34 protein-coding genes are annotated in these 23,702 nt (G+C 64.0%); 29 read left to right on the top strand and 5 right to left on the bottom strand.

Annotated features, from left to right (window positions below):
* Window positions 1-11: 11 nt before the first annotated feature.
* From ASD44_RS09885 to ASD44_RS09865, 5 genes are all read right to left on the bottom strand, one after another.
* Window positions 12-1,160, bottom strand: coding sequence for a hypothetical protein (locus tag ASD44_RS09885; RefSeq protein ID WP_056111125.1), 1,149 nt, complete (start codon window positions 1,158-1,160; stop codon window positions 12-14).
* Between the two features lie 41 nt (window positions 1,161-1,201).
* Window positions 1,202-2,293 carry a hypothetical protein gene (locus ASD44_RS09880; protein WP_056111123.1) on the bottom strand — a complete coding sequence of 364 codons (1,092 nt, stop codon included), beginning with the start codon at window positions 2,291-2,293 and terminating at the stop codon, window positions 1,202-1,204.
* Window positions 2,294-2,573: 280 nt separating this feature from the next.
* A complete protein-coding gene (gene rpsU / locus ASD44_RS09875; RefSeq protein ID WP_056111121.1) occupies window positions 2,574-2,846 on the bottom strand; it encodes a 30S ribosomal protein S21 in 273 nt (90 codons plus the stop codon).
* A 148-nt stretch (window positions 2,847-2,994) separates the two neighbouring features.
* A complete protein-coding gene (locus tag ASD44_RS09870) occupies window positions 2,995-4,419 on the bottom strand; it encodes a cation:proton antiporter (protein ID WP_056111119.1) in 1,425 nt (474 codons plus the stop codon).
* A gap of 459 nt (window positions 4,420-4,878) precedes the next feature.
* Window positions 4,879-5,487, bottom strand: a complete 609-nt coding sequence (locus ASD44_RS09865) for a helix-turn-helix transcriptional regulator (RefSeq protein ID WP_162246423.1) — start codon at window positions 5,485-5,487, stop codon at window positions 4,879-4,881.
* Between the two features lie 423 nt (window positions 5,488-5,910).
* Between ASD44_RS09865 and ASD44_RS18500 the strand changes: the two genes are divergently transcribed.
* From ASD44_RS18500 to ASD44_RS09715, 29 genes are all read left to right on the top strand, one after another.
* Window positions 5,911-6,195, top strand: coding sequence for a hypothetical protein (locus ASD44_RS18500; RefSeq protein WP_056111113.1), 285 nt, complete (start codon window positions 5,911-5,913; stop codon window positions 6,193-6,195).
* Window positions 6,192-7,034, top strand: a complete 843-nt coding sequence (locus ASD44_RS09850) for a ParB N-terminal domain-containing protein (RefSeq protein ID WP_056111112.1) — start codon at window positions 6,192-6,194, stop codon at window positions 7,032-7,034. Before ASD44_RS18500 ends, ASD44_RS09850 begins: the two co-directional genes overlap by 4 nt.
* A complete protein-coding gene (locus tag ASD44_RS09845; protein WP_156459825.1) occupies window positions 7,034-7,273 on the top strand; it encodes a hypothetical protein in 240 nt (79 codons plus the stop codon). Before ASD44_RS09850 ends, ASD44_RS09845 begins: the two co-directional genes overlap by 1 nt.
* Entirely contained in the window at window positions 7,273-7,722 is a 450-nt protein-coding gene (locus ASD44_RS09840; RefSeq protein WP_056115837.1) for a hypothetical protein, read from the top strand. Before ASD44_RS09845 ends, ASD44_RS09840 begins: the two co-directional genes overlap by 1 nt.
* Complete coding sequence (locus ASD44_RS09835) at window positions 7,719-9,869, top strand: DDE-type integrase/transposase/recombinase (protein WP_056111107.1); 2,151 nt, start codon at window positions 7,719-7,721, stop codon at window positions 9,867-9,869. The genes ASD44_RS09840 and ASD44_RS09835 overlap by 4 nt, the downstream gene beginning before the upstream one ends.
* Window positions 9,870-9,932: 63 nt before the next feature.
* Entirely contained in the window at window positions 9,933-10,694 is a 762-nt protein-coding gene (locus ASD44_RS09830; protein WP_056111105.1) for an ATP-binding protein, read from the top strand.
* On the top strand, window positions 10,694-11,317 hold the full coding sequence (locus tag ASD44_RS09825) for a hypothetical protein (RefSeq protein WP_056111103.1): 624 nt from the start codon (window positions 10,694-10,696) through the stop codon (window positions 11,315-11,317). The genes ASD44_RS09830 and ASD44_RS09825 overlap by 1 nt, the downstream gene beginning before the upstream one ends.
* On the top strand, window positions 11,314-11,727 hold the full coding sequence (locus ASD44_RS09820) for a hypothetical protein (protein ID WP_056111101.1): 414 nt from the start codon (window positions 11,314-11,316) through the stop codon (window positions 11,725-11,727). Before ASD44_RS09825 ends, ASD44_RS09820 begins: the two co-directional genes overlap by 4 nt.
* Entirely contained in the window at window positions 11,727-12,032 is a 306-nt protein-coding gene (locus tag ASD44_RS09815) for a hypothetical protein (protein WP_056206780.1), read from the top strand. The genes ASD44_RS09820 and ASD44_RS09815 overlap by 1 nt, the downstream gene beginning before the upstream one ends.
* Complete coding sequence (locus ASD44_RS09810; RefSeq protein ID WP_056111096.1) at window positions 12,025-12,351, top strand: hypothetical protein; 327 nt, start codon at window positions 12,025-12,027, stop codon at window positions 12,349-12,351. The genes ASD44_RS09815 and ASD44_RS09810 overlap by 8 nt, the downstream gene beginning before the upstream one ends.
* Window positions 12,332-12,985 (top strand): DUF3164 family protein, encoded by a 654-nt coding sequence (locus ASD44_RS09805; protein WP_056111094.1) that lies wholly within the window; start codon window positions 12,332-12,334, stop codon window positions 12,983-12,985. The genes ASD44_RS09810 and ASD44_RS09805 overlap by 20 nt, the downstream gene beginning before the upstream one ends.
* Window positions 12,986-12,995: 10 nt before the next feature.
* Window positions 12,996-13,328, top strand: coding sequence for a hypothetical protein (locus ASD44_RS09800; protein WP_056111093.1), 333 nt, complete (start codon window positions 12,996-12,998; stop codon window positions 13,326-13,328).
* Window positions 13,325-13,927 (top strand): regulatory protein GemA, encoded by a 603-nt coding sequence (locus ASD44_RS09795; RefSeq protein ID WP_244478749.1) that lies wholly within the window; start codon window positions 13,325-13,327, stop codon window positions 13,925-13,927. The genes ASD44_RS09800 and ASD44_RS09795 overlap by 4 nt, the downstream gene beginning before the upstream one ends.
* On the top strand, window positions 13,924-14,175 hold the full coding sequence (locus ASD44_RS18375) for a hypothetical protein (RefSeq protein ID WP_162246408.1): 252 nt from the start codon (window positions 13,924-13,926) through the stop codon (window positions 14,173-14,175). The genes ASD44_RS09795 and ASD44_RS18375 overlap by 4 nt, the downstream gene beginning before the upstream one ends.
* The gene (locus tag ASD44_RS18160; protein WP_082542430.1) at window positions 14,172-15,092 is read left to right on the top strand and encodes an MT-A70 family methyltransferase; all 921 of its coding nucleotides are present in this window, start codon (window positions 14,172-14,174) and stop codon (window positions 15,090-15,092) included. Before ASD44_RS18375 ends, ASD44_RS18160 begins: the two co-directional genes overlap by 4 nt.
* Entirely contained in the window at window positions 15,092-15,316 is a 225-nt protein-coding gene (locus ASD44_RS09780) for a hypothetical protein (protein WP_056111089.1), read from the top strand. Before ASD44_RS18160 ends, ASD44_RS09780 begins: the two co-directional genes overlap by 1 nt.
* On the top strand, window positions 15,313-15,687 hold the full coding sequence (locus tag ASD44_RS09775) for a hypothetical protein (protein WP_244478747.1): 375 nt from the start codon (window positions 15,313-15,315) through the stop codon (window positions 15,685-15,687). The genes ASD44_RS09780 and ASD44_RS09775 overlap by 4 nt, the downstream gene beginning before the upstream one ends.
* A gap of 111 nt (window positions 15,688-15,798) precedes the next feature.
* On the top strand, window positions 15,799-16,779 hold the full coding sequence (locus tag ASD44_RS09770) for a peptidoglycan-binding protein (protein WP_056111087.1): 981 nt from the start codon (window positions 15,799-15,801) through the stop codon (window positions 16,777-16,779).
* Window positions 16,779-17,231 carry a hypothetical protein gene (locus ASD44_RS09765; RefSeq protein WP_244478746.1) on the top strand — a complete coding sequence of 151 codons (453 nt, stop codon included), beginning with the start codon at window positions 16,779-16,781 and terminating at the stop codon, window positions 17,229-17,231. The genes ASD44_RS09770 and ASD44_RS09765 overlap by 1 nt, the downstream gene beginning before the upstream one ends.
* Window positions 17,231-17,428 (top strand): hypothetical protein, encoded by a 198-nt coding sequence (locus ASD44_RS09760; RefSeq protein ID WP_056111085.1) that lies wholly within the window; start codon window positions 17,231-17,233, stop codon window positions 17,426-17,428. The genes ASD44_RS09765 and ASD44_RS09760 overlap by 1 nt, the downstream gene beginning before the upstream one ends.
* Window positions 17,425-17,964: a 3TM-type holin gene (locus ASD44_RS09755; RefSeq protein ID WP_056111084.1), complete on the top strand. Its 540-nt coding sequence runs from the start codon at window positions 17,425-17,427 to the stop codon at window positions 17,962-17,964. Before ASD44_RS09760 ends, ASD44_RS09755 begins: the two co-directional genes overlap by 4 nt.
* Window positions 17,961-18,200, top strand: a complete 240-nt coding sequence (locus ASD44_RS09750) for a TraR/DksA C4-type zinc finger protein (protein ID WP_082542565.1) — start codon at window positions 17,961-17,963, stop codon at window positions 18,198-18,200. Before ASD44_RS09755 ends, ASD44_RS09750 begins: the two co-directional genes overlap by 4 nt.
* On the top strand, window positions 18,200-18,586 hold the full coding sequence (locus ASD44_RS09745; RefSeq protein ID WP_056111080.1) for a DUF2730 family protein: 387 nt from the start codon (window positions 18,200-18,202) through the stop codon (window positions 18,584-18,586). Before ASD44_RS09750 ends, ASD44_RS09745 begins: the two co-directional genes overlap by 1 nt.
* The gene (locus ASD44_RS09740) at window positions 18,583-18,885 is read left to right on the top strand and encodes a hypothetical protein (RefSeq protein ID WP_056111078.1); all 303 of its coding nucleotides are present in this window, start codon (window positions 18,583-18,585) and stop codon (window positions 18,883-18,885) included. Before ASD44_RS09745 ends, ASD44_RS09740 begins: the two co-directional genes overlap by 4 nt.
* Window positions 18,886-18,887: 2 nt before the next feature.
* On the top strand, window positions 18,888-19,484 hold the full coding sequence (locus tag ASD44_RS09735; RefSeq protein ID WP_056111076.1) for a DUF3486 family protein: 597 nt from the start codon (window positions 18,888-18,890) through the stop codon (window positions 19,482-19,484).
* Window positions 19,481-19,663 carry a hypothetical protein gene (locus ASD44_RS09730; protein ID WP_056111074.1) on the top strand — a complete coding sequence of 61 codons (183 nt, stop codon included), beginning with the start codon at window positions 19,481-19,483 and terminating at the stop codon, window positions 19,661-19,663. The genes ASD44_RS09735 and ASD44_RS09730 overlap by 4 nt, the downstream gene beginning before the upstream one ends.
* A complete protein-coding gene (locus ASD44_RS09725) occupies window positions 19,660-21,369 on the top strand; it encodes a terminase family protein (RefSeq protein WP_056111072.1) in 1,710 nt (569 codons plus the stop codon). Before ASD44_RS09730 ends, ASD44_RS09725 begins: the two co-directional genes overlap by 4 nt.
* The gene (locus tag ASD44_RS09720; protein WP_056111070.1) at window positions 21,369-22,946 is read left to right on the top strand and encodes a DUF935 domain-containing protein; all 1,578 of its coding nucleotides are present in this window, start codon (window positions 21,369-21,371) and stop codon (window positions 22,944-22,946) included. Before ASD44_RS09725 ends, ASD44_RS09720 begins: the two co-directional genes overlap by 1 nt.
* The gene (locus tag ASD44_RS09715) at window positions 22,933-23,619 is read left to right on the top strand and encodes a phage minor head protein (protein WP_056111068.1); all 687 of its coding nucleotides are present in this window, start codon (window positions 22,933-22,935) and stop codon (window positions 23,617-23,619) included. The genes ASD44_RS09720 and ASD44_RS09715 overlap by 14 nt, the downstream gene beginning before the upstream one ends.
* The last annotated feature ends 83 nt before the right edge of the window (window positions 23,620-23,702 follow it).

Here is a 23,702-nt window from a genome sequence, read left to right as displayed (position 1 = left end):
CCTCGCTGATCTCACACATCGCTGATTACCTGTCCGTTCGACAGGATATGCACCTTGTAGCCCGCGAAAATCTTCTGCACTTCGCCGGCGGCGTAGAGCGCCTGGTAGGCCTCGTGCGGCACCAGGGCATGGTTCTCATAGCTCGACACGCCCTGGCGGGTGGCTTCGAGGTCGTCGGTGTTGATGTAGAATTCCTGCGTGGTTTTCTCGCTGGAAAACAGGCCGCGCCGGCCGGGCTTTTCGCCCTTGGAATAGACCTCCTGGATGGTCCAGGTCAGCAGCCAGGCATTCTCCGGCTTGCGCACCTTGGCCAGGATTTCCGTGACCGTCGAATTGTTGTCGGTGATGCCGGCGGTGTAGAAAGGCCCCAGCACCACGCGTCGCAACTGCTTGGGATGCAGTGTTTCGAAATCGCGGTCGAGATTGACGGCAATGGTCATCGGCGCCAGCGAATAGGCGGAGTTCTTCTCGGTGAAATCGTCGAAGCGGTGGGCCAGTTCCGGGTTCAGCAGCCCATCGACGGGGAGGGGAATGTCGATGTGTTCCCTGAGTTTACCTGTATCGCCATCGACGAGCTGGGCGATCATGGCTTCGCTGGAATCCTCCACCGTCACCATATAGACCAGCGGCAGGTTTGCCGTGCCATCGAAGCTCGCCCAGTGAACGAGATAATAAGGCCGGCCGGTCTTCGGATTGACGGACACCTTGGCGGTCTGCGCCAGGGTGAAAGGGCCGAAAGTCTGCTCGCCCTTGACGTCCTCCAGATAGAGCCGTTCGGCCATCGACTTCTGCAGCGCGCGCGGAAACTCCTTGTGGCGCAGGATGAAGTCGGCCATTTCCTCCCGCAGTTCGCCCGGCAGCGGGATGTTGGTCAGCCGGGCATCCGCCTGGCGGCGGTCGTTTTCGAGTTCGAGCAGGGTCTGGAAGACCGGAAAGCCGGATTCCGCCCGCGAAATCCGGAACGCATCCGTGAAGCCGAGACGGTTGCGCCAGCAGGAAAAGGACGTCTCCAAGCGGGCGATGTATTCGGCGACGATCCGGGCGACGATGCCATGCCTGTAGAGCGGCGAACGGTCGTCGCGCATGAACACTTCAAGTCCGCTCAAGGCGGACGAGATGGCGGCGAAGTAGCGGTCGGCCGCATCGGTCTCAGCGGTCATGCGATCCCACCTCGCAACACGCGAGCGTGCCCTGCATCAGCTTACGACGGCTGCACGTAGTTGGCGGAGTTGTGCTTCTTCAGCACGTCGTCGAAGCGCCGGGCGAAAGCGTCGTCGGCCAGCTTCTTGCGGCGCTGGATGTCGGCGGTGGCAACCATGTTCTTCTCGTGCATTTCAAGCAGGTCGCCGATGTGCTTCTGCGCCGCCGCGCCGATGCCGGCCATGGTTTCCTCCGCCGTGTTGTCGACCTGGCTGCCAAGCGTGTTGATCTTGTGGGCGACATCCTGCTGCGCCGCCGTCTTCAGCGAGTCTTCCAGCGCCTTGTAGAGCACGATGCGCTGCTCGGTATCGATGGTCAGCTTGTTGATCAGTGTCGCCTGCGCGGCGATCTGGTTGTTGAGCGAATCCACGAAGGTCTGGAACATGGAGGTGTAGCGCTCCAGCGTCTGGCTTTCGGCCAGCAGCTCCTGCTCCTTGGCCTGCTTCTCGTTGTACTCGGTCGCCATCTTGGTGCGCTCGCCCTCAAGCTGGGTGCGCTCCTTCTGGTTGGTCGATGAGGCGATCTTGTTCTCGATGTCGAGCAGCAGGGGGTTGAGCTCGACGATGCGCTTCTGCACCGTTTCCAGATTGGCCATCGTCGTCTTGCGACGCTCGATCACCTGCGAAAGGCTCGCCTCGGAGGTCTTGTAGCGCTGGTCGAGTACATCCTTCTGCGCCTTCAGGATGCCGACGATGGTGTCGGACTTGGTCAGCAGCTCCTGCAGATTGCCGGCAAGCGACATGTTGCGGACGCGGTCGGTGCGCATGCGCTGCTGCCGCTGTTTGGAAAACATGCCAATGAAGTTTTCCCAGCCCGTATAGTTCTTCATGCTTTCGAATTCGGCGCCGAAGACGTTGGTGGCGTCTTCCAGCCCGATGATGAGATCGGCGATATTGCCTTCCATCACCTTCTGCTGCTTGAGCACGTCGTCGATGCGGGCATTCTCGATATCGAAATTGGCGTCGCCGATCTTCTTGTCGGCCTGGGCCAGCGTGTCCAGCACGGTTCCAGACTGTTCGATCTTGGAGCGCATCTCCTCGACGACCTGCTTCGTTCTGGCAATTTCGGCATCGAAATTCTGCAATGTCGCCATAGGGAGCCCTCCTGCTTCGGCATGCGATCGCGTGTCGCGAGCAGCCGCGAATATAAGAGGCGCATCTGGGGAATGAAAGACGGAAGAAACGGGATGGAAGGAAAAGGAAACGATCGGGTTCCTGCCATGGCCTGGCGACGTGCGGAATCGCGTGGCATCCCCGTCATCAGATGAGCGAAGATGTGCCCTGTGAGAAGGAGCACATATCCCAGGCGCGCCGTCCACCATTGGAACAACCCGTTGGCGGGCGGCGCTTCAAGCAGTCAAATTCTTGAAAAAATCAACTTGCCTGGCCGGTGCCTGCGGCACTGCGCGGCGAAGCCGGGCGCGGCTTCTTGACCGGCGCGGCGATGAGGCCTTCGCGAATTGCCAGCTTGCGCGCTGCCTTGCGCGTTCTGCGCACCGCCTCTGCCTTTTCGCGGCCACGCCGCTCGGAGGGCTTTTCGTAAGCGCGCCGGGCCTTCATTTCCCGAAAGACGCCTTCGCGCTGCAATTTCTTTTTCAGGACCCTGATGGCCTGTTCGACGTTGTTGTCACGTACCAATACCTGCAATGGTCTTCCTTTGTTTTTGTTGATATTTGGGGCGAGAGGGCGGCCCGAAGCGGCCCATTTCCCCTATATAGGCTCTCTTGCCCGGCATTGACAGGGCAGGACGGCTCATCATCGGGAAGAAGACCGGTCCGGCCCTCTCGGCGCGCCGCTAGCGTGACGGTTGCGCCTGGCCCAATTTGCGGTGGGATGTTTCGCCGAACAGTGTCAGGAGCGGGCCGGTCATGATGGTTGTCGTAAGCGCCATGATGACAAGCATGGTGAAGATGCGTGGCGACAGGATTCCCATGTCGTAGCCGATATTGAGCGCAATCAGCTCGACAAGGCCCCGCGTGTTCATCAGCGCGCCGATCTGCAGGGACTCACGCCAGCCATTTCCCGTCAGTTTCGCAGCGATCGTGCTGGCGCCGAGTTTCCCGGCTGTGGCCACGGTTATGATGACCAGACACCACAACACGCTCGACCAGTCGTTGAGCAGGTCGACCCTGGTCCTCAGGCCGGTGAACACGAAGAAAAGCGGCAGCAGCAGAACCGAGCTGAACTTCTCAAGGCGATGATTGACATGCTTTCGAAACGAGACGGAGGACGGCATTATTGTGCCGGCAAGGAAGGCCCCGAACAGCGCGTGGATGCCGATGCTCTCGGTAAAGAAAGCAGAGGCGACAATAACCCATAGAACCAGGGCCAATGTGCCGTGCGACACCTCTCCTCCCGAGAGTTCCTGCTTGTCGATGAGGCGTGGCAGCAAATGGCGAACGCCGAAAATCATGATGACGACGAAGATGCCGACCAGCACGATAGTCATCACGACCCCGCCGAGACCGCCGGCGCTGGAAATGGCTACCACGAACGCCATGATGGTCCATGCGCTGACGTCGTCGACGGCGGCGCAGGTCAGCGCCAGGCTGCCCAGTGGTGTGTTGGTTATCCCGCGGTCCTGGAGAATGCGCGCCAGCACGGGAAACGCGGTAATGCTCATGGATATGCCCATGAACAACGCGTAGCTGGTAAAAGTGGCCTTCGGTCCTGCCGTCTCGGCATAAAGGAAGATCGCAAGGGTCACGCCCATCAGGAACGGGACGACGATGCTTGCATGGCTAACCGCCACGGCGGAGCTTGCCTTGCTGCGCAGATGGGTCATGTTCACCTCCATGCCGATCACGAACATGAAGAGACAGACGCCGATCTGGGCTAACATTTGCAGCGTAGGCAGGGACTGCGGTGGAAACACGAATGCGAAAGCGCCGGGCGCGAGGAGGCCGAAAAGCGATGGTCCGAGGAAAACACCGGCCATCATCTCGCCGATGACAGACGGAAAGCCGAGTTGCGTAAATACGCGTCCAAAAAACTGGACCGCTACGATGATCACCAGCAACTGGACGAAAAGATGCGCCAGAGGGGTGCCGAGATTAACCCCGATCGCCTGATGCAGGGCGTCCCACAGAGATGTGGTCGTGGCAATGCCAACAGGCGCATTTGGCTCAGGCGGCAACATTGTAGCGCCGACGCGCAGGACTACGATAATCGCGGCAATGGAAACCAGAACGACGAAGAAATAGGCAAGAGCTCGCTTCATCGAGTCACTATGTGTCAATCGAGATATGGCAGCAAGATTTTTTTAAGCCGTATAAAAATTTAGACGTTTGCGCTGAAAAGGTGTGAATTGTGGAGATTTTGTAACGCGCAAGAACGGATGGCATATCTAGGGCTTTGCCGGGATTAGGCGGGAATAGCCGGGAAACCACGAAAATCGGCCGGAGATCTGGGACTTTCAAGAGAGCAGACGGCCTGTCTAGGCGGGGGCCAATCTGCCAACCAAAGTTGCGCGTCGTGTCCGAGGGGCACTAGCAGAGATCGGTATGGACGCGGAAGCCATGGAAATGCTGGCAGCTCCGCGTCAAAGGTGGGAATTTGCTGAAGACTGGCACGCGTCGGTTCCCTCCACGCGTAAGGCCGCACGAATTCAAGTGTTCAAACGTCCGGACACAGGACGGCAAAAGCTCAAGGAGGGAACAGCCGACCGTCCTTGGCGATGCTAACCGGCGACGCGGATCATCTGTACAAATACGCCCATGATCTTGACGACCGTGTCGCTCGGGTCGAGCGGTATCGGGCGTGGGTCGATCGCGGGGTCGCTGGAGTGCACAAGGAGAAAAGGCGGGCGGTAGATGCGCAGAACCGTTTCGGCGCCGCCCACCTCGTCGTAAACCTGCGCGAGTACCGGCCGCCCCGGCTTCGGCTTCCTGTCCATCCGGAAGTCGACGATGTCGCCAGGTAGATAGCCAGCCAAGTCCAATGCCCGGCTCGTCACAACGCGCCTGATGCTGTTGACGCCATGTGGGGCTTCAAGCTTCGGATCGGGTCCCCGATAAGGCGCGACATCCCCTTCCGACAGCCCGGCGGGCACAGGGGCTTCCGCAACGAGTGCCGCCAGCCAAATCGAGGAGACTCCGCAGGCTTCGGCAATGCGCTTCAAGTCCTCCAAAGGCGCTTTCTTGGTTCGGCCGTTCAGGTGGTTCTTAAGTGTCTGCGGCGGGATCTCCGCAAGGCGCGCCACGGTTGCCGCGCCGCCATGATCGCCCACCACCTGCTTGAGCCGACGGCGCCATTCCTCGTCGCCTCCATCATTATCCACAGCAGGCACTCCTTATGTCCCAAACGGGTTGACTTTCAGTCCCGAATGGGACCATTTGGGAAACCAAACTGATTTGCGACCGGGGCAGCCCTTCGGCCTTCCCGCTCAAGTCAAGGACGAGCCGGTGCAAAAGCAGCACGCGACCAAATGGGACCGCCACGCGATACTCGCGGAGATCAAGCGTCGGCACGGCTCGCTGAAAGCATTCGCCGACCGCACGCCCGTCTCCGCCTCTGATATCTCAGTCGCGCTCGGTTCCTCCTACCCGAAAGCGGAGAAGGCGATTGCGACCGCACTCGGCATACCGGCACGGGACCTGTGGCCCGACCGCTATTGGCCGAACGGCAGACGGCGCTCATTTCCTAGCAGAACGCCCGGTCGGGACGCGAGTCAAAACGCTTATGCACCGGCGGACAATGAGGAGCGCAGTTAATGCCCATCCGGTCCGCAAAGCGGCGCGATGCCGACAGAAACCCTTTCTGGCCCGACCCGGCGGCGCCTTTGCCCGTGCCGAGCGTAATCTCGGCCGCCGCGCTCACAACTATCCTCGTCGCGTCGATCCTGGTTTCAGTTCTGGTGGGCTGCAATCTGCTGCTGGGCGGGGCCCTTCTTGCTTACGTTGCCGCGGCGCTCCTCACTGTTCTCCGCTGGCCGGCGCTGTTTGCATTTCCCCTGGTCCTAATCGTGGTGATCCTCGCCGGGCGGGCGCGGCCATGAGCGCGAGCGCGTCGTACCGGCGCATTGCTATCAAGCTCGTCGTCGTGCCGGAAGACCGCCTGTCGGCCGTGCGGCCGGCGCGCATCGAAACGATCGGAAAGACGTCGAAGGCGGTCGGGCAGCTGCAACCGATCAATGTCGAGGCCCAGCCGGACGGTCGCTTCAGGCTGATCGCCGGCGCCAAGCGGCTGGCGGCTCTCGATCTCGCCGGCGAAGACGAGATCGACGCCCGTGTTATACCGGCCGACACCCTCAATGCCGACAGTCGGCGGCTAATCGAGATCGTCGAAAACCTCGATCGCCAGGACCTGACGAAGCTTGAGCGTGCAGAATATCTGGCGGCGCTGAAGGAGGCGCACGAGCGGCTCTACCCCGAGGCGAAACAAGGCGGGCGGCGCGGCAACCAGCATACTGGCGGCAAGGCCCGCCAAAGCGAAATTTTTGCGTTTAGCCAAGAAGCCGCCGAAATCACCGGCTTGTCCCGCCGCGCCATCGAGGTCGCGGTCCAGATCGTTACCGAGCTGACCGTCCGAACCAAGATGCGGTTGCGCGGAACCTGGCTCGAAGATCACCAGGCCGGACTGAAGCTGCTGTCGGAACAGCCGCCGGCGTTGCAGGACAGGGTCCTCGACATGCTTTTTTCGACACCGCCCGAGGCGGCGAGCGTTTCCGACGCCCTGGCGCTGGCCGCCGGACTGCGCTTGCTCACGTCCGCCGAGAAGATGTTTGCGTCAACACTGGGAAACTGGGCGCGCTTCACCGACCGGCAAAGGGGTGAATTTCTCGACACCCAGGAACAGGCCATCCGTGCACACGCCAAGAAGCGGGGATGGTTCTGATGAGCGATTGGGGCTTCCGCGGCCACAGCGACATCAAGGGTCTGGCGCCGATGAACTGGCCGCGCCACCACGACGCCGGCAATGAAAACCGCAGCGAACCGGACCGGATGCGGGAAGCGCTCGCGCTGATCGCGGGGACCGGCGTCGAAGAGGGCGAAGCCTATTTTTCACTGCTGAACATCATTGAAGCCAAGCGGGAAATAGCCCGGTCGGCACTGACACCGCGAGGCGCGCGATGATGCGGCGCGACCACGGGACCGGGGATCTGTTCGCCTGGGAGCCGCCGAAGGTCGCTGTCGGCTTCGACGCCGGCGAGATCGCCGGCAACCGGCTGGGTTCCAAGATCAGCCGCGCCGTCGCCCTGGCGCTAAAGACGTGCGGCAAGTCGCGCACGGAGGTGGCCGCCCGCATGTCCGACGAGCTCGGCTATGCAGTCAGCGTCGACATGCTCGATGCCTACGCCTCCGAAGCCAAGGAGTCGCACCGCATTACGCTTGAGCGCTTCGTTGCGCTCGTGACGGCAACCGAATGCATGGATCTGCTGGGCTTCGTGGCTGGCCTCTTCGGACTCCTCGTCGTGCCGAGCAAATATGTTGCCATCATCGAACTTCATCTGGTCGAGGAGCAGGAAAAGAAACTCGCCCGGCACAAGGAAACGCTCGCTGCCAAGCTGAGGGCCGGTCGATGAAGTGCTGGTTCACCGCTTCGGAATTCGCCGAACACGCGCTCGCCGGAACATTCCCGGGCCTGCCAACGACCAAGCGCGGCATGAATCTCCTGATCGCGCGTGAAGGCTGGGTCAGACAGATCGGCCTTTGCCGGCCTCGCGCAGGCCGCAAGGGCGGTGGCGGCGAGGAATTCCATATCGATCTGCTGCCTTTATCGACCCGCCTCCTCTACGCCGCACGGCACTTCCACGTCGTGCCCGAGGATCTTTGGCCACCGCTGACCGAGGCGGACAGGCTGAGCCCACGCGCCAGGGCAGAGCGGGACGCCCGGCTGGTCCTGCTCAATCTCGCCGACCGTTTCCGGCGCGACCAGGGCCTTTCGACCGTCGCGGCCGACACGCTCTTTGCGGGGCTTTTCAACGCCCGTTCAATAGACGTTCCCGCATGGGTTTGCGCGCAGGTGGCACAGACCAGCGCCCGCACGTTGGCGCGGTGGCGGTCCGCCCGGGAGGTTATGGGGGCCGACGCCCTCGGCCACGACCCAGCGGCGGCCCGAAAGGGCACCGGCCAGCTTGACCGAGCCTGCGGGGGCCGGGTCAAGACGGCTGTGCTGGCTGCCATAGCCAAAAAGCCGTTCCTGTCGGCAGCGCAAGTGCGGGATTTCGTCGCCGACACTTTTGGCAGCGAGATGACCGTTCCGCCGCTGCGCACGTTCCAGCAGACGCTGAAGGCGTGGCGGCACGAATACCGCAACGAGCTCATGCTGCTCACCGATCCGGATGGCTACCGCAGCAAGGTCGAGTTCTCCGCCGTCAAGGCCACGCAGGCGGAGCGGCTGAACCAGATCTGGCAGATCGATGCGTCGCCGGCGGACGTCATGCTGTTGAGCGGTCGCCACTCCATCTATCTCGCCATCGACGCTTATGCGCGCCGCATCAAGGTGCTGGCGACGCCGACGGCCCGGGCGGCCGGCGTCGGCCTGCTTGTACGCAAATGCCTGGCCGCCTGGGGCGTTCCGGAGACGATCAAGACCGACAATGGCTCGGATTTCACTGCCAGATGGACGCAACGTCTTTTCGCCTCACTCGGTATCGAGGTCGAACTGTCAGCGCCGTACCAGCCGAAATCCAAGGGCATGGTGGAGCGCGCAATCGGCACCTTCCAACGCGGCCTGGCCGGCCTGCCCGGCTTCATCGGCCATTCCGTCGCTGATCGGAAGCGGATCGAGAACCGCAAATCATTTGCCAAACGACTCGGCGCAGACCCTGCCGAGCTGTTCGAGGTCGACATGGACCTAGCCGAGTTCCAGGCCTGGTGCGACGACTGGTCGGATACGATCTACGCTTCGACCCCGCACGAGGCGCTCGGCCGGCGCACGCCTTTCCAGGCCGCCGCCGCTTATGCGGGCTCGGTCCGGCGCATCGACAATCTGGCTGCGCTCGACATCCTGCTGGCGCCTGTTGCCGGACAGAACGGTCTTCGCAAAGTCACCAAGACCGGCGTTAGCCTCGAAGGCGCGCGCTATCTGACCGGTTCGGTCATGCCGGGCGAAACCGTGTTCTGCCGGATGGACCCGGCCGATCTCGGCCGCCTGCTACTGTTCGAGCCCAATGGCGAGCAGTTCCTTGGGGACGCGATCTGCCCGGAACTCTCGGGCCTCGATCCGGTCGAGACGATCGCGAGGGTCAAGGCGGCGCAGAAGGCGCATGTGGATGGCCGCATCAAGGATATCAGGCGCGAAATGCGCCGGATCGGCCCGCGCGCGATCGCCGACGCCATGCGCCGGGAGGGCGAGAAGCGCCTCGGCAATCTCATCGCCTTTCCTCAGCGCTCGGAACCGCATTCGACTCCTGCTCTGGGCGCCGCCGCCAAGGCCGCCGACCAGTCGAAGCCGGCTGAGATGCCGGCCGTGGCGGCCGAAATCCACGCGGCATTGCAGCGTGAAACGGCAGTCATGAAGCCTCGCCCCGAGGCGGTCGCCGTCCTGCCCGAGACGCGGGAACAGCGTTTCCGGCGCGCGCTCGACCTGGAAGACCGGCGCGCCGCCGGCGAACGGCTTCGCGATGAGGATTTGTTGTGGCTCGGCGGCTACCGCGAGGGGTCGGAGTACCGGGCAATGCGTCAGATGTACGACGAGTTCGGAGCCGAGGCCATGCGTCTGGCGTGAGCGCCGGCAAGGCAGCGGATGCAACAAACCAGGCCGCGGGCGCGGCCTTAAAGGGACCAAACAATGAACGGCAACACCCAGACTTCACGGCCGGGCTCGGTAGCCCCGCTGAAAAACGTCGCTTCCTGTCTCGCGTTGATCGACACACTCATCCACCGGCCGTCGCACCTGCCGAATATCGGCGTTTTCAGCGGGTTCTCCGGCTACGGCAAGACGATGGCGGCGCAATATTGCTGGAACCGGAAAGGCGCCATCTTCGTCGAGGTATTCGATTTCTGGACACGCAAGAAATTCTGCCAGGCCCTGCTTGCCGAGCTGGGCGTCGTCCGTACGCGCGGCACGATCGGCGACATGATGGACGAAATCATCTCGCGGCTGGGCGACGACCCGGCCCGACCGGTCATCATCGACGAGGCCGACAAGTTGGTCGACAAGGGGATGATCGAGCTGGTGCGCGACATCAACAAGGCGGCGCAGGTGCCGGTGCTGCTGGTGGGCGAGGAACTGCTGCCGCAGAAGCTGGAGCAGTATGAGCGGGTCCACAACCGCGTGCTGGAATGGGTCCTGGCACAACCATGCGACCTCGACGATGCCCGCACTCTGGCCAGCTTTCTCTACCCCAAGCTGAATATCGGCGACGAGCTGCTCGACCTCATCCGCCACCAGACCGGGGGGAAGGCGCGCAAGATCGCGACGACTCTGAACAGCGCAGCCGCTTTCGCCGCCAATCATGGCCTGGGGGAACTCACTGTCGCCAACTACCGCGGGCGTGTTTTCACCGGCGAGACGCCGAAGCGCTTCGCGTCGGCGCGGAGGGCCGCGTGATGGGCATCATCCTCAAACTAACGGTTGGGTCGACCACCGTGGTCAACAGGGGCCTCGATCACACCTGGGCGGTCATACGGCGCCTTGGCAAAGACGGCGCAACCTTCTCGGCCTGCGATGTGTGCAGGGCCAGCAACGACTCGCGCGGCACCATCAGCGAATTTTTACGCCGTCTCAGCCTAGCCGGGTTCGTTCGGCCGGCCGGGGAAACAGTGGGGCCTAAAGGCGTCAATCGAAAGCTCTGGCTGCTCATGCAGTCGCCCGCCCGCCGCCCTATCGTCACCCGGACCGGAGGGCTGAGCGATGCCGGAAAGTCGCGCCAACAGGCGTGGAATTTTATGCGAGGCCCGATGTCGCGCCAGGGCTTCACCCTGGCCGATCTGACCGTTTATGCAACGACCTCCGAGGTTGCCGTTACCCTTGCGGCGGCACGCAGTTTCGTAAGGGGCCTGAAGCAGGGCGGATATCTCGTCGATCTGGGCGGTCGGCCGAAGCAGTGGCGCCTGAAGCCGTCGATGAACACTGGCCCTTTGCCGCCGGCGGCGCTCGAATCCCAAGTCGTCTTCGACCGCAATCGAAACATGGTGTTTGGGGACATCGTAGCGCGCGAGGCCGGACAATGAACCGCGGCCCAGCACCGGGCACCGTTCGCGCCGAGCGGACGATGAGCGACAAGGCCGCCGCCGCATGGTGCACGGTGCCGGACTGGGTGGCGGAGCTGGCCGCCTGTGCCGACAGGGAGGGGCTGCGCGGCGCCGAAAAGCGCGTCGGCTATTCGGCCTCGGCGCTCTCGACCGTCATCAACAACCGCTACCCGGGCGATGTCGCCCGGGTAGAAGAAAAGGTTCGCGGCGCGCTTATGGGCGCCACTGTGACCTGCCCGGCGCTGGGGGAGATCGGTCGCGACGCCTGCCTCGACTGGCAGAAGAAGCCATTCGCGGCGACATCTTCGATCCGGGCGGCGGTCTATCGCGCCTGCCGCGCCGGCTGCCGGCACTCCTCCCTGAAAGCCAGCCAGGGGGAGAGCTGCTGATGCGCGCCGAACACCTACATGACAGCGATCGGCGCCGTCGACTGGCGGCAATGCTTGCCGACACGCTGGCGCCGTTGGTCGATGCCGAACTGGAAGCGACGCCGCCGCGCATCGTCGTGCGGCATGTTGCTGTCTATGCCGACCGCGATCTGATCCAGGCGTCTGTCCTGGTGGCTTTGGCGGTCAACGAACTGGACCAGGCTAAATATGCCGGCGGCCGCGAGGTGGCGGCGCGCATGAAGCTTGAGCGCGCGGCGCGCCGCCTCCGGACCCGTTTGCGGAAACGAGGGCTTGCCGATGTCTGACAAACTTTTTGCGGCGGCCGCCGAAATCGACGTGATGGATGCCGCCGGTGTCATCCTTGCCAACCCACGGCGCAATGCCACGGCCGCTCCGGTCGCCGTCGTGCTGGCCCTTGCCATGGCGACCGAACGCTTCTGGGAAATCTGCATCGAGGCGGAACTGCTGGTTCGAGCCCTGGAGTTTCCCGTCATAGGCACCGACGAAAACGCAAGCACGCGAAATTTCGCGATCCGGCACCAGGCCGTTCGCGTCACCCAGCTCATGACCGCGCTTCGCGGCGAACCAAATGAGGAGAAGGGCAATGGAAGCAGTCATTCTTGAGGAGCGGCCCGACACCGGGATCGTGATGGTGAACGGCAAACCCTACATGCCGGACGCCAAAGGCAGCCTGGTGCCGGTCGAGGCGATCAAGCCTACCGACAAGCTGGAAGACGAGACCGTGCGCAAGATCATCGGTCACGCCGTCGAGCTCTCTGCGCAGGTGGCGCGTTTCAAGGGCCATACATTCGACGATCTGGGTGCATTCGAGGCGCTGATCGCGCAGGAGTATGGCGCGACCAAGGGCGGCGCCAAAGGCAACAAAACTTTCATGACCTTCGACGGACTGATGAAGGTGCAGGTGCAGGTGGCCGACCTGATCGACTTCGGTGTGCAACTGCAGACGGCCAAGGGACTCATCGACGAGTGCCTGACCGAATGGGCCGCAGACAGCCGCACCGAGATCCGCGCCATCATCAACCGCGCCTTCAATGTCGACAAGGGCGGGCAAATCAACCGCACAGAGATTTTCATGCTGCTGCGCCTCGACATCGACGATGAACGCTGGCGACGCGCCATGGACGCTATCCGTGCCGCCATGCGCGTCGTCGGCTCCAAGACCTATGTCCGCTGTCATGTGCGCGCGACGCCCAACGATGAATGGCGCGCCATCACCATCGATCTCGCCAAGGCTTGAGGGGGCGACGATGAACACACTGGATGAACGTCTCGCCGCCGATCTGGCTATCGAATTCACCCTGCCGTCAAGCCCGGCCGAGGAACTTGAACGGATGGCCGATCTGCACCGCCGGGGCATGACCGGCTACATCAAGCGCTCGGCAGACGCCCGCAAGGCCTGCAGGGCAGCGGTGGCGGAATTGGAGGACGAGCGCCGGCGCCTGAAGCAGGTTCATTCCGAGGACATGCAGCGACTGGATGCCGAGGTCGCAGCGATCAAGGCGTCAACGGCCGAAGAGATCGCCATGGCCGACAAGTTGGCTGCGGTCAGCCGCGCCGCGTTGGAGGCGCTGCAATCTTGACCGCGCTCGCCGCCATCCACGTCGCCAGGAAACAGCTTGGCCTCGACGAGGACACCTACCGTGCCGTGCTTGTCCGCGTGACCGGCAAGACGTCCGCCGGCGACATGACTGAGGCAGAGCGCCAGCAGGTCCTCGGTGCGTTCCGTGAACACGGTTTCAAGCCCGCCAAAGTCGCACTTGACGGTCCGTTCGCGAAGAAGCTGCAGGCGCTCTGGATCGCCGGCTGGAACCTCGGGCTCGTGCGCGATCGGCGCGACAGCGCCATGCTTGCCTTCGTCGCCAGGGTGACCGGCATCGAGCACACACGGTTCCTGCGAAACGCGGCCGATGCTCGCAAGGCGATCGAAGCGTTGAAATCCTGGACCGCGCGCGCCGGCGTCGACTGGAGCGACGGCGAGCACATGACCGCGTGGCTGCGGGGCCCGGGAGGCAAGATCGCGCGGGCACAGTGGACGCTGCTCAATGGTGGCTTCGACTTCGCGTCCTTCAAGACCTTTGTCGAGGATCACGCCTTCAACCCGATCAATCAAATGACGGCGCGCGAATGGGCGGGCGTCATGAACACGCTCGGCGAGCGGATCAGGAAAATGGTGCCGTGAGCGACATCCACGTCAGCGACCATGCAGTGTTGCGCTACCTGGAACGGGTCGTCGGGCTCGATATCGATTCCCTGCGATCGGAGATCGCCGCGACCTGCGCCCGGTCCCAGGGTGCGCCGTGCGTGCGGACCAAGGTGGCGCGCTATCTGGTGCGGGGCCGTTATGTCGTCACCGTCTTGAACGGCAGGACTGTGCCGCATTTCGATGTGCTGGCCGACATTGTCCGCCGAAACGAGGGGCTGGAATGACCTGGCCTTTCGGCGAGCTCCGGCCCCTCTCGTTCGGCGCTATCATCGCCGATCCGCCCTGGCAGTACGACATGCGGTCGGACAAGGGCTACGGGAAGTCGCCCGAGGTGCACTACGACACCATGCCGGAAGCCGAGATCGCGGCACTGCCGGTCGGGCATCTGGCCGGCCGCGACTGTCTGCTGTTCCTCTGGTCGACCTGGCCGCATCTGCCGGTGGCGCAGCGAGTCATGGCGGCATGGGGCTTTTCCTACAAGACAGGCGGTTCCTGGACCAAGCGCGGTTCCAAAGGTGGACTCGCTTTCGGCACGGGCTACATCCTGAGATCGACCACCGAGCCGTTTCTGGTCGGAACCATCGGCGAGCCGACCGTCAGTTCGAAATCGGTGCGCAACCATATCGATGCCAAGCGTCGAGAGCACAGCCGCAAGCCGCTGGAGGCGCGGGAGATGGTGGAGAAGCTCCTGCCAAGGGCATTCGCCATCGAGCTGTTCGCGCGCGAACCCTGGGCGGGCCAGAAGGTCTGGGGCCTGGAGGCGGCTAAATTTTCAGGGCAGCAGGCCGAGCTCGGCGGCGACTTTGGCAGTCCCCTCGCAGAAGGTGCGGCGCTGCTCGACCGTCCAGTTGGAATGCTCGCGGGCCAAGAGGTTGTTGACGCGAAAAATCTCGACGGCCAGCTCGGGCTCTTCGGGCAAGAGCATGCGCCCAGCCTTGTCGAGGGCGACGCGGTCGATCGCGAGATTGCATATCTGCGGCGCGATCGAGAGGGCACCGAGGCTGTTCAGAACGACCTCGCGCGTTTCGGCGTCGATCGTCGGGTAGCTGGCTTCACCGGCATCGGCCGGCAAGGCGACAAGAACCAGCACAAGGGCGAAAACGGCGCGCATGATGTCCAGAATAGCGGTCGGGAGCCCTGATGGCCATGGCCAGCCGTGCCGACTCCGCCAAGCTCCCGCCGCCCTTGCTGGTCTGGCGCGAGCAGTCGGAGCTCGACCATCTGGAGGATGAATGCCAGGCGTTGAAGACGCGTATCGCAAGTCTCAGGCCGCACAGCCACTACCGTATCGAACTGGAGGCGCGATTGCGTGGTTTGCGTTCACGCCAGATCCGCCTCGAATGCGAGTTGCGGGGGCGCGCGTGAGCGAAAAGGACATCCGCCTGGCTGAAATGCTGTTGTGGGTGCTGGGCCCGGCCGGCCTGATCCGCCTGGCGGAAAAAAGGGGCGGGACGCGGCTCTATGTGCCGTCCGGCGAGGGCAGCAGCCTGGCGCGCGAGATCGGTTCCGAAGCAGCACGGTTGCTCGCCGATCGCTACGCCGGCTTCTACATCCGGGTGCCGCTTGCGCGCGAATTGCGGGCAAGGCACTATCGCGCCGCCGGCGCCTCGAATGCGGAAATCGCGCGGCGGCTGGGCATGAGCGAAAGCGGCATCGACCGGCTTTTCAACGCCATGCCAAGCAAGCCCGTCAAGGGTTCGCGCGATCCGCGCCAGAGCGACCTTTTCTCCAACTGATCCCCTATGCCCGCCTCAGCGGGCATGGCTCACGCTCACACCCGCGACCATGCTGCGTGCAATCTCGGCCGGCGCAAGCCCGGCCATTTTTTGCACCGGAGCGGGGATCGAATGCAGGTCAGCGACAAAGGCGAAGCCTATCTGGAAAGCCGCGAAGGCGTCGTGCTGAAAACCTACCGGGACAGCGCCGGCGTGTTGACCATCGGTGCCGGACTGACGGCATCCAGCGGTGTCATCAAGCCCAAGCTCGGCATGACCATCACTCGCGCGCAGGCAACGTCCCTGTTGCGCCAGGCGCTGGCGAAGAATTACGAGCCGCGCGTGACCAAGGCGATGCCGGGCGCGAAGCAAAACGAATTCGACGGCGGCTTGAGCTTCGATTTCAACACCGGCGCGATCGACCGCGCGACCTGGGTCAAGCAGTGGGTGACCGGGGCATCGGCGGCGTCGGTGCGCGCCAGCCTGGGCGCCTGGAACAAGGCCGGGGGCAAGGTGCTGCCTGGGCTGAAGCGACGCCGCGCCGAAGAGGCCGACATCATCCTGGCCGACAAATGGCCGGCCGATTTGCGCATCGCGCAGGCGAGCGTCGAGCCCGGCTACTATGCTGAATTTGTCGTGTCGGTGACGGCGGAAGAGATCGTCGCGATCCGCGACGGCTTCCGCAAGACGGGCTACGAACCCGGCGACGCGGCCACCAAGGTGCTGCGGTCCGCCGTCGACAAGTTCCAGGCCGATCACGGCCTCACCGTGGATGGCAAGATCGGCAAGGCGACCTTATCGACGCTGCAGCGTGAGCTGGACGCCCGATCCAAGACCAAGACGGCGGCCGGCACCGCGGCAACCGGCACGGCGGTAACGACCGGCGCGGACGTGATCACGCCGCCGCCAGCGCCGCCTTCGGTCGACTTGCCGGCCGTCGAACCCTCGACCCTCTCCGACCATGCGCTGAGCCTCGCCGGCTGGATCGGCATCGTGGCGTTGGTCGTTGGGTCCCTCTGGCTGGCCTACCTGGCCTGGCACTACCGCGACATCATCGCCGCTCGCATGGCCAAGCGTCTTCCCAAAACTGCCACCTGGCTGAGGAGTTTCTGATGCTGGCCGCGCTGATCCTTGGCTGGATGCTGGCCGTCATGCTGTTGAGCGTCGGCGTCGGAATCCTCCTCGTCGAGTTGCTGACGCAAGCCATCGGACCGCCCGGTTCAGAAAAAGCCGGCGGTGTGCTCAAGATCGCCGTTGCGGTCATGGTCACGGCAATTGTCGTCGTCTGCCTGCTGATGCTCGGCGGTCGCGCTTTTGCGCATGAAGCGCCGACGGGCTGGACATATCCGCTGTCCTGCTGCGCCTCCTACGACTGCCGCGAAACGAAGGCCGGCGAGGTGACCGAACGCCAGGACGGCTTTCACGTTCCGTCGGGGGAAGTCGTGCCGATGACGGACCGGCGCGTGAAGGACAGCCCCGACGGCGCGTTCCACTGGTGCGCCCACCAGGCCGGCCTCGACGCCGGCAAGACCATCTGCCTGTTTGTGCCGCCGAGGAGCTTTTGATGTTGGCCTTGTCCGTTCTGCTTCTCGTCGCCGGGCTTGGGTCGGGTTTTCTGGGCATGCTCCTTTGGGGCGCGCTGGCGATGCATCCGGCTCCATCCCAATCAGGCTATGTCCCGCCGACGATCTTTTGTATCTGCGCCAGCCTGATCTGCCTGGTGTTGGCGTTCATCGCCGGGCTGGTGGCGGTGCTGTTTTGAGCGCGCTGGTCACTTCCATCCTGATCGATGCGGCGGCGAAGGTCGGTGCGCCGGTGGTCAAAAGCCTGCTGGAAAAATATGTCGGCGGCGCCGCCGGCGAGATCGGCGGCATGATCATCGACACGATCGCCGGCCATGCCGGCGTCCCGGCCGACGAATTGCCCGGATTATCATCCGACCGGATCGAAGCCGCAGTGGCCGCAACCGAAGCCGAGACGCCGGAACTGCTGGTGCAGTGGAACGTCCAGCAGAAGCAGGCGATCGACCTGATGCGCGCCGAGATGGACAAGGGCGGGCCGACATGGACCTGGGCGTGGCGGCCGGCCGGCATGTGGCTCTTTCTCGGGCTGGTCGCCTGGTACGTCGCCATGATCCCGCTGGTCAACGTCGTGCTGGGCCTCGCCGGCGCCGACGAACGGCTCGGCCTGGTGGTCGATGTCTCGGTCTTCGCCACGCTGTTCGTCACCTATCTCGGACTCTACATGGGCGGCCATACGGTGAAAGACGCCATGGCAAAATGGGCGGCGAAGCCATGAGCGCATCGAACCGGGCTCTCGACCTTGCCGACCGGCGCGCCGAGGAAGAGCGCGTCGCCGGAATTGCCCGCATCCAGGCGGCAATCCGGGGCCAGCATTCGACCAGCGGTCAAAGCCCGATGATCTGCGATTGCGGCGAACCGATCGCTGCGGCCCGGCGCGCCGCGGTGCCAGGGACGCGGCTGTGCATCGACTGCGCGACATTCGAGGAACGACTGCGCAGGAGGCGCGCCTGATGGACCAAGTGAGGGAATATCTCGGGCTGATCGCGGTTCTGATCTCGATCGGCACGATCATCTACAGCTGGCTGACATCGGGGTCGAGCAAGGCACTGAAGGAACTGGACGAGCTCAAGGAAGATCTCGGCGAGGATGCCGAGGAGCTGGCGCGCGACAAGAAGACCGGCGACGCAGCCGTGATCGCCCGATTCCAGCTTGTTGAGGCACGTCTGATCAAGCTGGAAAGCGACTTCCAGCATTTGCCGGAGCGGGAGCAGGTTCATCGCATCGAATTGGCGGTAGAGCGGCTGAGCGGCGCCCTGGCGACGATGGACGAGCGCCTGAAGCCGGTGTCGGCCATTGCCGCCCGGCTACAGGACCTCGAATTCGAGAGGGCGAAATGAGCCTGGACCGCATCATCCGCGAAGAGACGCGGCTCATCATCCTGCGTGAGCTGGCGCTGCAGCCGAACGAGGCGGCGACGTCGAGCGCTTTGCGCGATCTCCTCGCCGAGATGTTCGCGATTGTGCGCGAGCGGGAATGGGTCGAGCAGGAGCTCGACTGGCTGAAGGAGATGGGCGCGGTGAGGATCACGCCGGCGGGCTCGGTCAAGATCGCCTCGCTGATGCCGCGCGGCCGCGAGCACCTGGCGCACCAGCGGTTCCTCGCCGGCGTCAAGCGCACCACTGATCCGGTGGCGTGAAAATGGTGCGCGGCCGCGGCCGGCTCTCCGGCATCGCACAACTTCCTGCGGAGGCATCGCCAATCATCGCGTGGGCCAACGATGAACTGCGCCAGACCGGCGAAGGAGCGCGGACCCAGACCGACATTTACAAGGAATTCTACCTGAGGCTGGAGGCTCTGCAAAAAGAACACCGCGGCGAGCTGGACTTCACCATCCCGTCCTTCCAGGCCTTTAACCGGCATTCAATTAAGCTGGCGACGCTGTCGCGCCGGCTCGACGAAACGCGCGCCATCACCGGCATGCTGGCGGAGAAGTTCGACGCCAAGGCATCCGACGACCTGACCATCATCGCGGCCGAGGCGATCAAGACACTGGTTTTCGAGATCATCACAGCCGCCGGCGAAGCGCGGATCGACCCGAAGGGTGCGCTCAATCTCGCCGGCGCGCTGTTCAAGGCGACGCAGGCCCAGGGCGTTTCGACCATCCGACGCGCCAAGGTGGAAAAGGAATTCGGCGAGAAGGTCGGTGAGGCGCTGGAAACGGTGCGCAAGGCCACCGGCATGTCGCAAGAGGTGTCCAACCAGATCAAGGCGCAGATCCTGGGGGTGAGGACATGAGCGTCTTTATCGAACTCACCGACCGAGACGCAGGCTGCCTGAGCAATGCCATACGGCGCGAAATTGAGAGCGTCGAGCGCCGGCGAAGGGTCGATTGCGTGCTCGACATCGATGCGCAGGAGTATCTCCGCCAGCTCGATGCCTGCCGTGAAGCCGTAGACAAGGCCTTTGAAAGATGACCGCCCCGATCAGCCAGGCCGACTGGGAGAAGCTGCGGCGCGACAGCGAGGCGAACCTCGACCACGTCATCGCTTCGGTCGGCTTGCCCAACGTGTTGCTGGGCTACCAGGCGCGAACCGTCGAATTGATGGACAGCACCGCCGTTCGCGTGCTGTTCGTCGAAAAGAGCCGCCGGATCGGCGAGACATGGGCCATTGCCTCCTATGCCGTGCTGCGCGCCGGTCGCTCGCGCCAGGCGAAGGGCATGGACGTGCTCTACATCTCCTACAAGCAGGAGATCGCCAAGGAGTTCATCGACACGTGCGGCATGTGGGCGCGTGCCTTCGCCGTCGCCGCGGCTGAAGCCGGCGAATTCCTGTTCGACGATGTGGATCCCGCAAACCCGGCCGACACCCGCAAGATCCAGGCCTACCGCATCCGTTTCGCCTCGGGCTTCGAGATCATCGCGCTGTCGTCGGCGCCGCGCACGTTGCGCGGCCACCAGGGCGACGTGATCATCGACGAGGCCGCCTTCGTCGATAGCCTGAAGGAATTGATGAAGGCCGCGCTGGCCATGCGCATGTGGGGCGGCAAGATCTTCGTCTGCTCGACGCACAACGGCGCTGAGAACGAATTCAACGTCTATATCCAGGACATCCTGGGGGGCCGTTCGAAATACAAATGGCTGAAGGTCGATTTCGACCAGGCGCTGCTCGATGGGCTGTTCAAGCGCATCTGCCTGGTCAACGGGGACGAATGGACGCCAGAATACGAGGCCGCCTGGCGCCAGGAGATCATCGACGATTACGGCGAACTGGCCGACGAGGAGCTTTTTTGTATTCCGGCCATGGGTTCCGGAGCCTGGCTTAGCGCGCCGCTGATCGAGGGGCGCATGAAGCTGTTGCCTGAGCAGGCCCCAATCCAGCGCGTGTCGTTGCCGCCAGATTATCTTCAGCGGCCGGGCCTCGAGCGCAGTCACCTGCTAAAGGCACAACTCGACGGGCTCGACGATGCGCTGAAGTTGCTCAATCCGAGATGGATGCATGCGTTAGGCTACGATCCAGCCAGGCGCAACGACCCGGCCGTGATCTTGCTGCTGGCGATTGATGGCCTGCTCCAGCGCCGGGCAGCTCTGACCGTCGAGATGCGCAATGTGCCCTTCGCCGAGCAAAAGGCGATCGCGCGGCAGATCATCCAGGCTGCGCCGCGTCTGGTCGGCACTGCGATAGATGCCACTGGAATGGGCATGAACCTCGCCGAGGATCTAGGCCGGGAATTCGGCTTCTATATTCCCAACGATGATCCGACGAAGGTCATCCATGGCTTGGTCTGGCAAGTGAATCTCTCGACGCCCTGGTATAACGAGCACATGCCGCCAGTGAAGGCGGCCTTCGAGGACGGTGCCATCGCCCTGGTGAAGGACGCCGAGCATCTTGTCGATCTGCGCCTCGTCAAGGTCATCCGCGGTGTGCCGTCGATACCACCGGAGCGTGTCGGCGAAGAAGGCAAGAAGCGCCACGGCGACTTCGCCATCGCGCTCGCGCTCGCCTTTGCTGCGGGGCGGCTGCAATGGCGTGAATACGGCTACACGCCCGTTTCAACGGGGCTTCAACAGGCCGCTGGCGGCCGCGATTTCTGGAATGCGGACGAAGCCGACCGCGACACCAGCGCGCGCGATCCATACCGGCCGCCGCTCGGCGCAGGCATCCGCGGAGGGACTTCGTGATGGCGAATGCGCAGATCCTCGATCAGTATGGACGGCCGATCCAGCGTTCGGTGCTGACCACAGAAGTCGCCGGGCCGACGCTGACCGGCGTGCGCTCGCCGATGACAGGCTATCCGGGCGACGGGCTCAATCCGCAGCGGCTGGCCATGATCCTGCGCGAGGCCGACCAGGGCGACCCGCTGCGCTACCTGGAACTGGCCGAGACGATCGAGGAGCGAGATCCGCACTATCTCGGCATTCTCGGCACCCGCAAGCGCTCGGTCTCGCAGCTGGAAATGACCGTCGAGGCTGACAAGGCGCCCGAGGCGCATTCCGAGACGGTGCGGGAATGGCTGAAGCGCGACGAGCTGCAGGGCGAACTCTTCGACATGCTGGACGCCGTCGGCAAGGGCTATTCCTTCACCGAGATCCTGTGGGACACTTCCTCCGGGCAGTGGCAGCCGAAGCGGCTGGAATGGCGCGACCCGCGTTGGTTCCGCTTCCGGCGCAACGATCTCACCACGCCGGTGCTGATCGGCGAAGGCGGCGAGGAGCTGGAGCTTGCGCCCTTCAAGTTCATCCGCGCGGTGATGAAGGCGAAATCCGGCCTGCCAATCCGCTCCGGCCTGGCGCGTGTCGCTACCTGGGCCTGGATGTTCAAGGCTTTCACGGCGCGCGACTGGGCAATCTTCACCCAGACTTACGGCCAACCGATCCGCGTCGGCAAATACGGTGCGAGCGCCACCAAGGAGGATCGGGACACGCTTTACCGCGCGGTGGCGAACATCGCCGGCGACTGCGCCGCCATCATCCCGGACGGCATGCTGATCGAATTCATCGAATCGAAGTCGATTGGCACGTCGAGCGACCTGTACGAGAAGCGCTCCGACTGGCTCGACCGGCAGCTTTCCAAGCTGGTGCTGGGACAAACGGCGACGACCGACGCGATCGCCGGCGGGCACGCCGTCGGGCAGGAACACCGCGAGGTGCAGGAGGATATCGAGCGTGCCGATGCCAAGGCGCTGTCGGCGATCATTAACGCAGATTTGGTTCGTCCGTGGATCGACCTCGAATTCGGGCCGCAAAAGGCCTATCCGCGGCTGAAGATCGGCCGGGCCGAAGAAACTGATGTGAAGCTGACGGTCGACTCCGTCGTGCGGCTGGTGCCGCTCGGGCTTCAGGTGGGCAAGGACCAGATGCGCGAGATCGTCGGCATCGGCAAACCGGCCGAGGGGGACGAACTGCTCGGCGCGGCCAAGGACGAGACCGACGAGGAAACCGACCCGAAGCCCGGCAAGCCGGCTGCCAAGGACCGGCGAGAGACGATGCACCATCAGCGCCCGGCAGGTGCGCGCTTGCCGGACGAACTGATCGGCGCCGCTGCGCTGGATCTCGCGGGGCCGGCGATCGGCGCGCTGGTCGAACGAGTGCGCGGCCTGGTGGCGCGCGCCGGTAGCCTCGACGCCGCCGAGGCTGCGCTGCGGCGGGCTGCGGCCGCGCAGGAGACGCCGGCCGACCTCATCGCCGTCATGAGACAGGCGATGCTGCTCGCCTGGCTGTCGGGCGAAGCGGTGGAGGCGGATCGTGGCGACGCCTGAGACAGGCGTCCGTTTCGAGGAGGCGATCGACTTCCTGCGCCGGCGCCTGGCGCTGCCGCAGGCCCGCTGGCTGGAGCTCATGCGGGAGGTGGATGCGGCGGCGCGCGACCGCTCTGCCGGCATGAGCGACGCGCTTGTCCAGGACATAATCGCCGAGGTGCTGGCCGCCATCGAGGACGGCAGCGGCCTGCCGGGGTTCCTTGAGGGCTGGGATGACATCACCGGCCGGCACGGTTGGACCGATGAAAGCGGCGGACGCCGCGCCGAGCTCGCGTTCCGCATCATGACGGCTCAGGCCTATGCCGCCGGGCGTTGGCAGCAAATCCAGCGGCTGAAGCGGGTGCGGCCCTATCTGCGCTATGTGCATGTCGATCCCGAGCTGCTGCAACCCAGCTCGCGGCCGGAGCATGCGCACTGGCACGGCACGGTGCTGCCGGTCGATCACGAATGGTGGCTGACGCACTACCCACCGAACGGCTGGAACTGCCGCTGCTACGTCCAGTCGCTCTCCGAGCGAGATCTCGCGCGCTATGGCTGGCAGGTGGACGCGGAGGCGCCGGCCGAACGCACCGTCATCAAATGGGTGCGTGGGCGCGCCGTCGAGACGCCGGCCGGCATCGATCCGGGCTTCGCCGTCAACTGGGGCATGGTGGGGCTGAAGTTGGCGGCGTGATGGCGCGGCTGATCGCCGAGGCTTTGGAATTTATCGCAAACAAGTCGCATGCAATTTCCTTCGACCTCCAGGAGGCGCAGGAA

Source organism: Mesorhizobium sp. Root554 (assembly GCF_001427025.1).
Classification (GTDB): domain Bacteria; phylum Pseudomonadota; class Alphaproteobacteria; order Rhizobiales; family Rhizobiaceae; genus Mesorhizobium.
This window is presented reverse-complemented; position numbering and strand designations above follow the sequence as displayed.